The organism is Kitasatospora sp. NPDC017646, from assembly GCF_044329365.1.
Lineage (GTDB): Bacteria > Actinomycetota > Actinomycetes > Streptomycetales > Streptomycetaceae > Kitasatospora.
On record NZ_JBIRJC010000017.1, the window covers coordinates 23,183 to 36,068 of the forward strand.

A 12,886-nucleotide genomic window follows, 5' to 3' on the forward strand; every position below is an offset into this window, starting at 1 on the left:
GCCCGTCGCGACGGGCCCGGATCAGCGCCCGGCCCCCGCCGTCGGGCGCTCCCGTTCGCCCTGCCGCCACCCGCCCCCCACGGCGCCGCGCAGCCGGGCGAGGCGGGAGAACCGCTCCCGGCTCACCAGCGAGGCCCGGTCCAGCTCCTCCATCAGCCGCCGGCTGCGGTGCTCCAGGTCCAGCTCGTCCAGGATCCGGTCGACCTCGGCCAGCATCGAGCCGTGCAGCTGCCAGGCCTCCGGATGCTCCTGGACCTTGCGCAGCAGCAGCTGGGCGACGTTCTCCCGGGTGGTCCAGGCTGCCGCCAGCTCGGCGGTCAGCCGTTCCTCGGCCTCCTCGGCGTTGCGGCTGACCTGGGTGGTGACCAGCACCGCGAAGCTGACCATCGCCCCTCCGACGTGCGCCAGCAACTCCTCCAGCCCGACCGCGACCTCGGGCGGGAACAGCCGCTCCTGGGGCCCGCGCCGTTTGGCCAGGTCGGTCAGCGAGCGGGCCAGCACCCGGATCACCACCACGCAGATCTCCAGGGTGTCCAGCCCGGTGCGCAGCACCAGCCGGGAGAGCAGCCCCTCGCTGATCCGGGGGTTGAACCGCAGGCTGTCCTCGGCCTGGCGCAGCGCCGCGTCCACGTCCGTGATCGCCTGGTCGAGCCGGCGGGCCTCGTGCAGCCGCTCGGCGGCCCGGGCCACGGGGGTGGGGCGGCCCAGCTGCTCGGAGATGTCGAGCAGCAGCTGGCGGGCCCGCCGGGCGAGGTCCTCGATCGACTCCCCGGCGGTGTCCACCCAGACCGGCGGGGCGAAGAGCAGGTTGAACAGCAGGCCGACGGCCGCGCCGATCATCGTCTCCAGCACCCGGTCCCAGGCCTGGGAGGCCAGCTTGGTGACGCCCAGGATCAGCATCGCGCTGATCGCGACCTCCTGGACGAACTCCTCGACCCGGACGAACCGCCCGATCACCAGCGAGGCCAGGATGATCAGCCCGAGGCTCCACCAGGAGAGCCCGACCACGGCGCTGAAGCCGATCGCGATCAGCACGCCGACGACCACCGAGACGACCCGGCGGACGCTGGTCTTGAGCGTGGAGTAGACCGTGACCTGGACCACCAGCAGCGCGGTGAGCGGCGCCGTCAGCGGGGCGGGCTCGCTGCTGAGCCGGGTGGCCACCCCGTAGGACAGGGTGGCGGCCACGGTGGCCCGCAGGGTCTGGACGGCGAACGGGTCTCGGGCGCCGCGGCGGAGCTTGGCCGTGAGGGACTCCGGGAGAAGATCCATGAGGGCCTTCTTTCCCCGCGACCGCCACTCACACTGCCGGTCGCCGCAGGGACTACTCGTCTAGCCCTCGCGGTTGAAGCGCAGCCTCCAGGGCGCGAGCGCCGACTCCACCTGCACCCCGATGCTCATCTTCGAGGCGCCCTCGATCCGCTCCTCGAACCGGATCGGCACCTCGCGGATGGTCAGCCCGCGCTGGATCACCCGGTAGTTCATCTCGACCTGGAAGGAGTAGCCGTTGCTCTGCACGGTCGGCAGGTCGATGGCCCGCAGGGTGCTCGCCCGCCAGGCCTTGAAGCCCGCGGTGGCGTCCCGGACGCCCAGACCGAGGATCGCGTTGACGTAGAAGTTCGCCCAGGCCGAGAGCGCCTTGCGGTGCCAGGGCCACTCCTCGGCGGTGGAGCCGCCGGGCACGTAGCGGGAGCCGAGCACCACGGCGGTGTCGTCGGCGAGCAGGGCGCTGACCATCTCGGGTATCACCGAGGCCGGGTGCGAGAGGTCGGCGTCCATCTGGATCACGACGTCGGCGCCCTCGTCCAGGGCCCTGGCCATGCCGGCCAGGTAGGCGCGGCCGAGGCCGTCCTTCTCGGTGCGGTGAAGGACGCCGACGGTGCCGCCGGAGTCGGCGGCCAGCTTGTCGGCGAGCTCGCCCGTGCCGTCGGGGGAGTTGTCGTCGACCACCAGCAGGTGCAGGTTCGGCACGGCGAGGTCCGCGAGGAGCCCGGCGAGGACCGGGAGGTTCTCCCGCTCGTTGTACGTGGGGACGACGACAACGACCTTGGGGGAGGCCTCGACCATGTTCTGTTTTCCTCCTGCCCTCGCCGGCCGGCACCCCGTGCCGCACCGGTCCGTCGTCCTGGACGGCCTGCGCTGCTGTCAGACCGTGCGAGTGTAGCCGGGCCGCGGGCCTCCTCCCGCCCGGGGCCGGGTGCCCGGGTCCGTTACGCCGTGCCGTAGACGGCGGCCAGGTTGTCCCGGGCGGGGTGGGTGTGGCCGGCCGGGCCGGCGGCGAAGGCGCGCAGGACGTTCTCGGTGACCTTGCGGACCACGTCGCCGGCGCGGGTGTCGATGCCGTGGTCGGCCTTGCCGCCGCCGGGGCCGTTCGCGTTCAGGGTCTCGACCCAGCGCATCGTGCCGCTGGCGAAGACCCCGGCGCCGCTGGGCACGGTGTAGTAGGCGGTGTCGGAGTGGGAGCGCCGGCCCTCGCAGACCACGGGGGAGTGGGCGATCACCTCGATCGGGCGCGGGGTGGGGAAGGCGGTGTCGACCCGGTCGTACTCGACGCCGACCAGGTGCGGGAAGGACGCCCCGGCCGCCACACCGGTGCCCTCGAAGGCCCAGTGGTCCGGCGAGGTGACCACGTACGGGGCGTCCACCGGGTAGCCGTCGTAGATCACGCCGAGCATCGAGCTCTCCGGGTCGGCACCCGGTCCGACCCGGAAGTCGGTGGTCGCCGGGGCGCCCGCCTGGTGGCCCGGGTCCTGCGCCCAGGCGTCCTTGTAGCAGACCACCGTACGGTCCGGCCCGAGCTCGGTGGGCTCGAAGCGGATCCGGCGGAAGCAGCAGTTGGCGCCCAGGATCGCCAGGTTCGTCCCGGCGTCACGGGCCGCGACCACGTTGGCGCGCTGCTCGGGGGACCAGTACTCGTCGTGGCCGAGCGACAGCACGGTGCTCGCCCCGTGCAGCAGCCCCGGGTCGCGGGCCACGTCGATCCCGGTGGTGTAGGCGAGCGGCAGCCCGAGCTTCTCGGCCAGGGCGACCAGCGGCGCCTCGTAGACCAGGAACAGGCCGGCGCCGTGGTCGTAGTCGTACGGCCGGTCGAAGACGACCCGCAGCGACCGGGTGGCCAGGGTGCCGGTCGGGCCGTTGTAGAGGCTGTGGCCACCCCACTCGTTGTAGGCCTGCCAGGTGGCCGGGGCGCTCATCACCACGGTCCGTCCGGCGGTGCTCGCCGAGCGGACGGTGAGCGGGACGTAGCTGCGGCCGGAGCCGTCCTCGGCGTCCAGGCGCAGCAGGTAGGCGCCCTCGGGCCAGCCCGTGGTCTCCACGGCGAGGGTGCGCTGCCAGCCGGTCAGCACGGTGCGGGTGGTCTGGTCCACGTGCGGGGCGGCCTGCTTGGTGCCGGGGACGTGCTCGCGGCGCCAGACCAGCCGGGCCCGGGCGCCGCCGTACCAGCCCATCCGGTAGGCGGAGACGGTGTAGGCGGCGGCGGAGGTGGAGACGTGCAGGCCGAAGGACTCGCCGGGCAGCACGCTGACCCGGTCGGCGAAGCCCTCGACGGCGCCGGCCCGGCCGGGGTCGGTGATCTCCCAGTCGGCGTTGCCGGGCAGGGACTGCTCGTTCGGGGTGTCGCCCTTCGGGCCGCCGTGCCGGGCGGGGGTGGCTCCGGCGGTGCCGGGGGTGCCCTGGGCGCCGGGCGTGGGGAGCGGCGCGGAGTCCGGGTGCCGGGTGGTGCCGCAGGAGGTGACGGCGGCCGCCACCAGGCCCAGGCCCAGGATCTTCCGCCGAGTCGGTTCCGCCACCGCTGTCTCCCTGTCGCTCCGTCGCCGCCCCCCTGGGCCCGTCAATCGCGTGAGTCAACCTCACGAGTCAACATGCGCGGACATGTTTACCCCTTTCGAGGAGTCGCCGGGGACCGCCGCGCCGGAAGCCCTGCTCACGGGCCGGTCGGCGGCCGCCATCCGGGAGGGCCGTACGGGCGCACCCGGCGTGTCCACCCGCGCGGTTGCCGGGTGGCCGCGGCCCGGTCACCTAGCCTGACCAGGCCCGCCGTCCGGCGGCCCGGGGGGCCGGAACCGCGTGGCGGCCGGCCGAAGTCGTGGACAGGGGTGTACGTGGTGTCGTCGGGTTCGGCCCAACCGGGAACGGCTCCCTCGACGCGGGGCGGGAGGTTCCGGGCCTGGATGCTCGAAGGCCTGTCGGACATGGCCAAGCAGCACCCGGGCCCGCACGCGGAGGCGCCCAGGGAGAAGGGGGCGCCCTGGTGGCGGGTCATGTGCCTGACCGGCCTCGACTACTTCTCCACCCTCGGCTACCAGCCCGGCATCGCGGCGCTCGCGGCCGGTCTGCTGTCCCCCATCGCGACGATCGTCCTGGTGCTCGTCACCCTGTTCGGAGCGCTGCCGGTCTACCGGCGGGTGGCCGTCGAGAGCCCGCACGGCGAGGGCTCGATCGCGATGCTGGAGCGCCTGCTGTCGTTCTGGCAGGGGAAGCTGTTCGTGCTGACCCTGCTCGGCTTCGCCGCCACCGACTTCATGATCACCATCACTCTGTCGGCCGCCGACGCGACCGCACACCTGATCGAGAACCCGCACCTGCACAGCGCCCTGTCCGGCAAGCAGGTGATGCTCACCCTCATCCTGGTGGCCCTGCTCGGTGCGGTGTTCCTCAAGGGGTTCAGCGAGGCCATCGGTCTGGCCGTCGTCCTCGTCGCCGTCTACCTCGCGCTCAACGTCGTCGTGGTGGTCAACGGCATCTGGCACGTCCTCCAGGAACCGCACGTCTTCGCCGACTGGGCCGACGGGCTCACCGCCGAGCACGGCAACGCCCTCGCGATGATCGGGGTGGCGCTGATCGTCTTCCCGAAGCTCGCGCTCGGCCTGTCCGGCTTCGAGACCGGTGTCGCCGTGATGCCGCACATCGAGGGCGACCCGGACGACACCGAGGAGAAGCCCACCGGCCGGATCCGCGGCGCCCGGCACCTGCTCACCACCGCCGCCGTGATCATGAGCGTCTTCCTGATCGCCACCAGCCTCATCACGACCCTGCTCATCCCGAAGGCCGCGTTCGAGAGCGGCGGCCAGGCCAACGGCCGAGCCCTCGCCTACCTCGCCCACCAGAACCTGGGCAGCACCTTCGGCAGCGTCTACGACCTGTCGACCATCGCCATCCTCTGGTTCGCCGGTGCGTCCGCCATGGCGGGACTGCTCAACCTGATGCCGCGCTACCTGCCCCGCTACGGCATGGCGCCGCACTGGGCGCGGGCCGTGCGGCCGACGGTGATCGTGCTGACGCTGATCGCCTTCCTGGTCACCTGGCTGTTCGACGCCAGCGTCGACGCCCAGGGCGGCGCCTACGCGACCGGCGTGCTGGTGCTGATCAGCTCGGCCGCGGTCGCCGTCACCATCGCCGCGCGCAAGGCCAGGGAACGGCGCTGGAGCATCACCTTCGCGGTGATCGCCGCGGTGTTCCTCTACACGACGGCCGTGAACATCGCCGAGCGGCCCGACGGCGTCAAGATCGGCGCCTGCTTCATCGGCGGCATCATGCTGGTCTCCTTCCTCTCCCGGCTCAAGCGCGCCTTCGAGCTGCGCGTCACCGACGTGGTGCTGGACGAGGTCGCGGAGCGGTTCGTCCGCGACTACATGCACCGTCCGCTGCGGCTGATCGCCAACGAGCCGAACAGCCGTGACCTCGCGGAGTACCGCGACAAGGTCCGCCAGATCCGCAAGGACAACGACATCCCGGCCGAGGACGACCTGGTCTTCGTCGAGGTCACCGTGCTCGACCCGTCCGACTTCGAGGCCGAACTGACCGTGCACGGCGAGGTGCTGCACGAGCGCTACCGGGTCCTGTCGTTGCAGAGCTCCAGCGTGCCCAACGCGCTGGCCGCACTGCTGCTCCGGGTGCGCGACCTCACCGGGCAGCAGCCGCACATCTACTTCGAGTGGACCGAGGGCAACCCGTTCGCCCAGTTCCTGCGGTTCTTCCTGTTCGGGCAGGGCGAGATCGCCCCGGTGACCCGGGAGGTGCTCCGCGAGGCGGAACCCGACCGCAGCCGGCGGCCCGCGGTGCACGTGGGCTGAGGGGGTTCGGGCCCGCGCTCAGCGGGGCGGGCGGCGCCTGCTCCAGGCCGGTGCCACGAGGGCCACCAGGGCGACGGCGAAGGCGAGTTGGAGGATGTGGCGGATCCAGTCGATGCCCGAGGTGTGGCGGACGCCGAGCCAGCCGGAGACGGCGTTGCCGAGCCAGGCCCCGGCGGCGCCGAGCAGCATGGTCAGCCACCAGGGGATCGACTGCGGCCCGCGCAGGATCAGCTTGGCGAGCACGCCGAGCACGAAGCCGATGAGCAGAATCCACAGGAGCTGGAACATCGCGGTCCCTTCCCGGCGCCGCCGGACCGTACCGGCGCGCCGAATCGCCGAAGACGCGGTCGTCCCATGATCACCCGGTTCGGCCGAACGGGCACTCCGACGGGATTCGTCGCAGGTGGCGGGCCCGGCGGAGACCGGCCGGGGCGCGGAGGGGTGAGAACGCGCCGCCGGTGGGGCCGGAAACACACTGTCGGGCGGGTGCTTCGTGCCGATAGGAATGGCTCCTGGCGCGCGGACCCGCCGTGCCGCCCGAGAGGAGCCGCCCCCGTGTCCCGACTTCGCGTCGCCGTCCTCACTCTCGGCTGCACCGCCGCAGCCCTCACCCTCACCATGGGCACCGCTCAGGCGGCTCCCGGCAGCACCAGCACGGTGTGCTCGTCCTCGCTGACCCCGGCCGGCTTCGTGGACGTCCAGTGGTGGAACAGTGCCGGGTGCGGTTCCGGGTTCACCCCGAACACCAAGAAGATCATGGATCTCAACGGCTACCCGGTCGGCACCGTGGTCAACGCCTGCGCCTCGACCTGGCCGCCGGCCGGCTGGACGATCGTCAGCGGCTTCTACGGCTCCGGCTGCCGGTACTCGGCCGTGCCGAGCCTGGAGAAGAACTCCTGGCAGCTGAAGCGCGTCTCCTGACGTCCGTCGTCCGAGACGGGTTTTCCGACGGGCGGTCCCGGGGCCTCAGGGCTCCCGGACCGCCTCGACGGCCTCGCGGACGTCCGGGTGAGGATCGGCGGCGAGGCCGTCCAGCAGCTCGGCGACGCCCGGGGTGGACCAGCCCCGGAGCGCCCAGACCAGTTCCTCGCGGACGGTCGGGTCGGGGTGGGCGGCCAGCCGGGCGAGGCGGTCCACCGGACCGCGGCGGCGCAGACCGAACCAGTGCAGCACGGCCCGCAGTGCGGCCGGATCGCCGGGCTCCCCCGCCGCGTCGAGCCGGGCGAGCAGGACGGGCACGGGCGGCGGCGGGCCGTCCAGCGGGTGCGGGTTGCGCTCGCGCAGCCGCCGGCTGCCGTACTCGCCGCGGACCCGGCAGCCGAAGCAGGTGCAGGGGCGGGTGCCGTGCGCGCCCGGGAGGTGGCGCCAGCCCGCGACCTGCGGCACCGCGCGGACCCGGTGCACCTCGCGGGCACCCACCGCGCGCGGGACGACCACCTCCCAGCCGCGCGGATCCGGCAGGGCGGCGATCCGCGCGACCGCCTCGGCGGCGGTCAGCCACCTCTGGGCGCCCTCGGCGCGGTCCCGGTAGTGCCCGACCAGCACCTGCTGGGCGTCGTCCAGGCGGACGTGCACCGCGGCCAGCGACCCCTTCGGGCCGAACCGGGCCAGTTCGCGCAGCCACTGGTGGGTGAGGGTGTGGGAGGGCAGCACCGGGAAGCAGTACACCCCGCGCACGCCGCCCTGGCCCGGACTGTCGGCGCGGATTCCGGCGCGGCGGATGCGCGGCGTGTTCGCCGCCGCCGTCAGGTGCACGAACATCGCCATGGGAGCGGACGGTAGTCGTCCGGGCCGCTCCGGATCGAGGGGTTTTCGGGCTGCTACGCCTGCTGTTCGCAGGTGGTGCGGCGGCTGATCAGGGCGGCCAGACCGTCCAGGATGCGGGCCAGGCCGAAGTCCAGGGCCTGGTCGCGTCCGTCCGGATCGGCCATCGCGGCGGCCACGGCGGGGTAGCGGTCGGCGTGCCGGTGCACCACCGTGCCGAGGGCGGCGAGGAGTTCGGCCTCGGGGGAGCCGTCCGGGCCGGTCGCGCGGGTCTGCTCCGCGATGCTGCGCACGTGCCCGGAGAGCAGCACGGCGGCGTCCATCCGCTCGGCGCCGGTCAGCCCGTGGCCGTCGAGGGCGGCCACCACCCGCTCCAGCCAGGCGAGTTCGTTCGGGCCGGGCACCCGGGGGCCCAGGGTGGCGTCCAGCAGCCACGGATGCCGGGCGAAGGCCGCGGCCAAGTGGCGGGCCCAGGTGGTGAGTTGCTCCCGCCAGTCGGGGGCGTCCGGGGCCGCGGGCGGCTCGCCGACGGCCGACTCGACCATCAGCGCGACCAGTTCGGCCTTGCCGGGAACGTAGCGGTAGAGCGACATCTTGGTGAAGTCGAGCAGTCCGGCCACCTTCTGCATGGAGACCGCGCCCAGCCCCTCGGCGTCCGCCACTTCGACGCCCGCGGCGGCGATCCGCTCCAGGCTGAGGGCCGGCTTCGGCCCGCGGGTCGGCCGGACGGGCCGCTCCCAGAGCAGCCGCACCGTGTCGTTCGCCGCCTCGCCCATCGTCCGCTCCCGTCCGGGGGTTGTCCGCCCGTGCAAATTGCGTCTACCGTACACAGCAATGAACAGTGTCCGACGGACACAGTTTCCCGATCCTCGGACGGAGTGGTTTCCATGAGCGCTTCCCCGCCCACCGGCGTGCTGCCCACCAGGGTGCTGATCTCGGGCGCGAGTATCGCGGGCCCCGCCCTGGCCCACTGGCTGGGCCGGTACGGCTTCGAGGTCACGGTGGTCGAACTCGCGCCGGCGCTGCGCGGCGGCGGGCAGAACGTCGACTTCCGGGGGCGCACCCACCTCACCGTGCTGGAGCGGATGGGCGTGCTGGAGGAACTGCGGAGCCTCGACACCGGTGGCAGTCCGATCACCTTCGTGGACCAGGAGGGGCGCCGACTGCTGCACCTGCCGGCCGAGTTCGCGGGCGGTGAGCTGGAGGTCCCGCGCGGGGAGCTGGCCCAGGTGCTGTACCGGCACGGCAACTCCCGCGCCGAGTACGTCTTCGGCGACTCCGTCGAGGCCCTGGAGGAGACGGCGAGCGGCGTGCGGGTGGCCTTCCGGCACGGCGTGCCGCGCGAGTTCGACCTGGTGATCGGCGCCGACGGGCTGCACTCCACCGTGCGGCGCCTCGCCTTCGGCCCCGAGCACCGGTTCGTCCGCCACCTCGGCTACTACGCGGCCACCTGGCAGCTGCCCGGCGGCGGCCTGCCGGTCGGCGCCGTGGCGCTGAACGTCCCCGGCCGGCTGATGTCCGTAGGCGCCGACCACCGCGACCCGGCCCGGGCGGGCGCCTTCTGCCTCTTCGCCTCGCCGGAACTGCGCTACGACCGCCACGACACCGGGCAGCAGAAGGCGCTGATCCGCGCCGCCTTCGACGACCTCGGCTGGCGGGTACCGGAACTGCTCCGGAGCCTGGACGCCGCGCCCGAGTTGTACTTCGACTCGATCAGCCGCGCCGACGTCCCCGCCTGGTCCACCGGCCGGGTCGCGCTGCTCGGCGACGCCGCCTGCGGCGCCACCATCGGCGGGATGGGCACCGGGACGGCGGTGGTCGCCGCGTACGTGCTGGCGGGTGAGCTGGCGCTGGCCCGCGGCGACCACCGGGCCGCCTTCGCCCGGTACGAGAAGCTGCTGCGCGGCTACGCCCAGGGCTGCCAGAAGGGCGGGGACCGGACCGGCCCGTTCCTGGCGCCGCGCACCGCGACCGGGCTGCGGCTGCGCAACGGGCTGCTCAACCGGCGGTGGGTGCTGAACCGGATGCTGGAGCTGGGCAAGCAGGTGTCCAGCGTGGAACTTCCGGACTACCCGGCCCTGTTGGCCGCCAGGGTCAGTGCGGTGGACTGATCCGGTTGCCGTTGTCGAGCAGCGCTTCGACCTGGACGGCGGTCCGGGTGGGCCGCTCGACCGCGAGGGTGCGGCCCGCCGCCGGGCGTGGCCGCGGTCACCCCGTCGGGGTGCTCCAGTGGGCGGGCGGCGGCGTCGGGCTGGTCGATCCGGCGGGTCTCGGCGGCGTCGACCCAGGGCGCCAGCAGGTACCGCAGGGCGGTGCCCCGGCGGTGCAGCACCACCGCGCCCGCCGTTGTCGGGTCGGCGCCGTCGGCCCGGCCGAGGTCCAGGTCGCCGCCGGGCCCGTCGGTGTACCGGGCGATGCGCCGGCCGTCGTACAGCACCGCCACCCCGGTGCCGTCCACCGTGCCGGCGTACAGCAGCTGCGGCGGGGCCGTGGGCGGGGCGGTGTCGGTGCCCGGCTCGGCGCGCGTCTGCCGGCCCGGCCGGGACCAGGCGGCCAGCGCGCGGCCGAGCAGCGGGCCGTCCCCGCGCCGGTCGCCGCGGTCGGGAACGGGGTGGTCGGCCCGGCGTGACGGGTCCAGCGGAACGGCAGGGCGCGCTGGACGGACCAGCGAGTCGATCACGTGATGGTTGCGCCGTTCGGGGTGGGCGGCGTGTCGCCTCGGGGTCGGCGGTGGCCGGAAGGCGCTGCTCCACGGCCGTCGGGGGACGGGGCCACGAGGGGGAGGCGGGTCGTTCGTCGGAGCGACGTTCGAACGCCGGGGCCCTTGGTCCCACCCGTTCGGCCCCTTGGCCTCTGGCGATCCGCGCGGCCGGAGTCCATGCTGCGGGTACCGGCCGGGACGATCCGTGCCCGGTCGGACCAGCGTCATTGGACGAGGTGAACCGGCGTGCCGCATGCCACCGTCGAATCTGTGATGACCAGCCCCGTGGTCCGGGTCGCCCCCGAGACCGGCTTCCGGGAGATCGTCACGCTGCTGACCGAGTACGACATCACAGGGATGCCGGTGGTGGACCCGGACGGGCGGCCGCTCGGGCTGGTGTCGGAGGCGGACCTGCTGCGCACGCTGGCCGCGCAGGAGGACCCGGGCAGCCTGCTGCCCGCCCCCGAGTCGGTGCAGGTCGGTCACGGTGGTGAGGTCACCGCGGCGGACCTGATGACGGCGCAGCCGGTCTGCACCACACCCGACACCAGCGTGGTCGCCGCGGCCCGGTTGATGAGCCGGCACGGGTTGAAGCGGCTGCCGGTGCTGGACGAGGAGGGGCGAGTCATCGGGATGGTGAGCCGCGGGGACCTGCTGAGGGTGTTCCTGCGCGAGGACCAGGTGATCCGGCGGGAGATCGTCGAGGAGGTGCTCGGCCGGATCGAGGGGGTCAGCCCGGCGGAGATCGGAGTGGAGGTCGACCAGGGCCGGGTGGTGCTCAGCGGCACCGTGCCCGAGGCGCACCTGGTGCCGATCGTGCTGAACCTGTGCCGCGCGGTGGACGGGGTGGTCTCGGTGACCGACCGGCTCCAGTCCGGGGGCGCCACCGCGTCGGTCGGCTGACCTCCCACTGCCCGGTCGCCCGCTCGCCCCGGTTGTTCCGTTCGCCCTGCCCGTCCCGCCCGCCCCGGACCGCGGAGGTCCGGTTCGCATACTGCGGAATGTACCGGGTAAATCACTCCGTGTGCCCGGCGGTTCGGACTGCCGGGGTGCCGGAGCACCGGGGAGGCGGCCGTGGCAGTCGTGTTCGACGCTGATTTCACTTCGACCAGGCAGTGGATCGCCGGGCGCACCAGTGCGTACCCGCAGATGGGCCCGACCAACCGGAGCGACCACAAGCTCGACTACCTGAGCGACGAGTACTGCCCCGGCGGGGTGTTCACCGCCGTGCGGCGGCGCAGTGGCGGACTCTGGACGTGCAACCTGCTGACCACCGAGGGCAGTCCGGAGGGCTTCCAGGTCCGAACCGGGGACGTGCTCTCGGCGAGGGTCACGCTGCCCGTCGAGCTGGGCGCCTGGCCGGCGATCTGGACCTGGCGGGACGGCGGCAACGAGGTGGACGTCTTCGAGTACCACCCGGACAACCCTGACCTGTTGGAGATCTCCAACCACGTCCGGGGCGGCTTCCGTTACTGGCACGGCGGCGGCGTCGGGATCGGCCCCGGGGCGAGCTTCGGCATGAAGGTGGTGCTCGGCGCGCACTCGGTGGACTGGTACGTCGAGAACGAGCTGATCTACGCGGATCTGCACGGGGTCGGGGTCGGCTGGCACGCCTACCTGATCGTCAACATGTCGGTGTCCGACGGTGCCTACCACGAGCGGCCGCCGTTCGGCGGTCCGGAGCGGTTGAGCTGGGTCTGCGAGAGCCTGACGGTCGATCGCTGAACCTCGGTGGCGGGCGCGCCCGGCGGGAATCGTCGGACACGCCTCACGGTGCGAAGGCGGCGGTGATCGGGCCGCCCGGGCCGGAGCGTCGGAACCAGACCGCCCGGCGGTGCGGGCCGATGTGCGCGGGGTCGGTGACGTACAGGTCGTCCCGCGGGGCGCGTTCGTTGCCGGGGGCGAGGGCGGCGTCCACGGCACGGTCGGCGAGTGCGCGCAGCAGGGCGGCGGCGGTGGCCTCGGCGGCGCTGGGGGCGATGGCGAGGGCGGCGAGTTCGGCCCGGAGCGCGCTGGACACGTAGGTGATCGGGGAGTGGTTGAGCGCCGGGTGGGGCCGGCCGTCGGTGTGGTGGCGGAGTTCCCCGGCCGCGACGAGCTGCTCGGGGGAGCGGTGGTCGTCGGGCGGGTGGTGGCTCATGGACGGCAACGCTACCCCGGCGGATGGCGCGGGATCGCAGGAACGTTTTCTCAGGCTTTCCTCACGGCGCTTTGACGGGTCGCGGGCGCACGATGGTGATAAGGCGCTGATCACCCCGGGCGGCGCGGCCGCTCGGCCGCACGGCAGTCGGCCGTCATGGCGCCCCGGGCGGTCAGGGCGCCCCGGGCGAGTGGTCGGGGCGCCCCG

13 protein-coding genes are annotated in these 12,886 nt (G+C 73.6%); 5 read left to right on the forward strand and 8 right to left on the reverse strand.

Annotated elements, in window-relative coordinates; all coding sequences use genetic code 11:
- Positions 1-21: 21 nt before the first annotated feature.
- The 3 genes from ACH4J0_RS25030 to ACH4J0_RS25040 form a co-directional block, all read right to left on the reverse strand.
- On the reverse strand, positions 22-1,272 hold the full coding sequence (locus ACH4J0_RS25030) for an aromatic acid exporter family protein (protein ID WP_396242782.1): 1,251 nt from the start codon (positions 1,270-1,272) through the stop codon (positions 22-24).
- A gap of 60 nt (positions 1,273-1,332) precedes the next feature.
- A complete protein-coding gene (locus ACH4J0_RS25035; RefSeq protein WP_396242783.1) occupies positions 1,333-2,067 on the reverse strand; it encodes a polyprenol monophosphomannose synthase in 735 nt (244 codons plus the stop codon).
- Between the two features lie 143 nt (positions 2,068-2,210).
- Positions 2,211-3,791 (reverse strand): N,N-dimethylformamidase beta subunit family domain-containing protein, encoded by a 1,581-nt coding sequence (locus tag ACH4J0_RS25040; protein ID WP_396242784.1) that lies wholly within the window; start codon positions 3,789-3,791, stop codon positions 2,211-2,213.
- A gap of 381 nt (positions 3,792-4,172) precedes the next feature.
- On the opposite strand from ACH4J0_RS25040, the gene ACH4J0_RS25045 reads away from it, so the two are divergent.
- Positions 4,173-6,074 carry an amino acid transporter gene (locus ACH4J0_RS25045; protein ID WP_396242785.1) on the forward strand — a complete coding sequence of 634 codons (1,902 nt, stop codon included), beginning with the start codon at positions 4,173-4,175 and terminating at the stop codon, positions 6,072-6,074.
- Positions 6,075-6,092: 18 nt separating this feature from the next.
- Here the strand turns inward: ACH4J0_RS25045 and ACH4J0_RS25050 are convergent, their stop codons facing one another.
- Complete coding sequence (locus ACH4J0_RS25050) at positions 6,093-6,362, reverse strand: GlsB/YeaQ/YmgE family stress response membrane protein (RefSeq protein WP_396242786.1); 270 nt, start codon at positions 6,360-6,362, stop codon at positions 6,093-6,095.
- A gap of 267 nt (positions 6,363-6,629) precedes the next feature.
- Here ACH4J0_RS25050 and ACH4J0_RS25055 point away from each other — a divergent pair, with 267 nt between their 5' ends.
- On the forward strand, positions 6,630-6,995 hold the full coding sequence (locus ACH4J0_RS25055) for a hypothetical protein (RefSeq protein WP_396242787.1): 366 nt from the start codon (positions 6,630-6,632) through the stop codon (positions 6,993-6,995).
- 45 nt (positions 6,996-7,040) lie between these two features.
- Here the strand turns inward: ACH4J0_RS25055 and ACH4J0_RS25060 are convergent, their stop codons facing one another.
- Together ACH4J0_RS25060 and ACH4J0_RS25065 are read right to left on the reverse strand one after the other, a co-directional pair.
- The gene (locus ACH4J0_RS25060) at positions 7,041-7,841 is read right to left on the reverse strand and encodes a HEAT repeat domain-containing protein (RefSeq protein WP_396242788.1); all 801 of its coding nucleotides are present in this window, start codon (positions 7,839-7,841) and stop codon (positions 7,041-7,043) included.
- 53 nt (positions 7,842-7,894) lie between these two features.
- On the reverse strand, positions 7,895-8,614 hold the full coding sequence (locus tag ACH4J0_RS25065) for a TetR/AcrR family transcriptional regulator (RefSeq protein ID WP_396242789.1): 720 nt from the start codon (positions 8,612-8,614) through the stop codon (positions 7,895-7,897).
- Positions 8,615-8,725: 111 nt separating this feature from the next.
- Here ACH4J0_RS25065 and ACH4J0_RS25070 point away from each other — a divergent pair, with 111 nt between their 5' ends.
- Positions 8,726-9,949: an FAD-dependent monooxygenase gene (locus ACH4J0_RS25070; protein WP_396242791.1), complete on the forward strand. Its 1,224-nt coding sequence runs from the start codon at positions 8,726-8,728 to the stop codon at positions 9,947-9,949.
- Here ACH4J0_RS25070 and ACH4J0_RS25075 read toward each other — a convergent pair.
- A complete protein-coding gene (locus ACH4J0_RS25075) occupies positions 9,907-10,518 on the reverse strand; it encodes a hypothetical protein (RefSeq protein ID WP_396242792.1) in 612 nt (203 codons plus the stop codon). The two genes, ACH4J0_RS25070 and ACH4J0_RS25075, sit on opposite strands and share 43 nt — an antisense overlap.
- Before the next feature lie 294 nt (positions 10,519-10,812).
- Between ACH4J0_RS25075 and ACH4J0_RS25080 the strand changes: the two genes are divergently transcribed.
- Together ACH4J0_RS25080 and ACH4J0_RS25085 are read left to right on the forward strand one after the other, a co-directional pair.
- Positions 10,813-11,442, forward strand: a complete 630-nt coding sequence (locus ACH4J0_RS25080) for a CBS domain-containing protein (protein WP_396242793.1) — start codon at positions 10,813-10,815, stop codon at positions 11,440-11,442.
- 171 nt (positions 11,443-11,613) lie between these two features.
- Positions 11,614-12,264 carry a beta-glucanase gene (locus ACH4J0_RS25085; protein ID WP_396242794.1) on the forward strand — a complete coding sequence of 217 codons (651 nt, stop codon included), beginning with the start codon at positions 11,614-11,616 and terminating at the stop codon, positions 12,262-12,264.
- 43 nt (positions 12,265-12,307) lie between these two features.
- On the opposite strand, the gene ACH4J0_RS25090 is transcribed toward ACH4J0_RS25085, so the two are convergent.
- A complete protein-coding gene (locus tag ACH4J0_RS25090) occupies positions 12,308-12,679 on the reverse strand; it encodes a hypothetical protein (protein WP_396242795.1) in 372 nt (123 codons plus the stop codon).
- Positions 12,680-12,886: the final 207 nt, after the last annotated feature.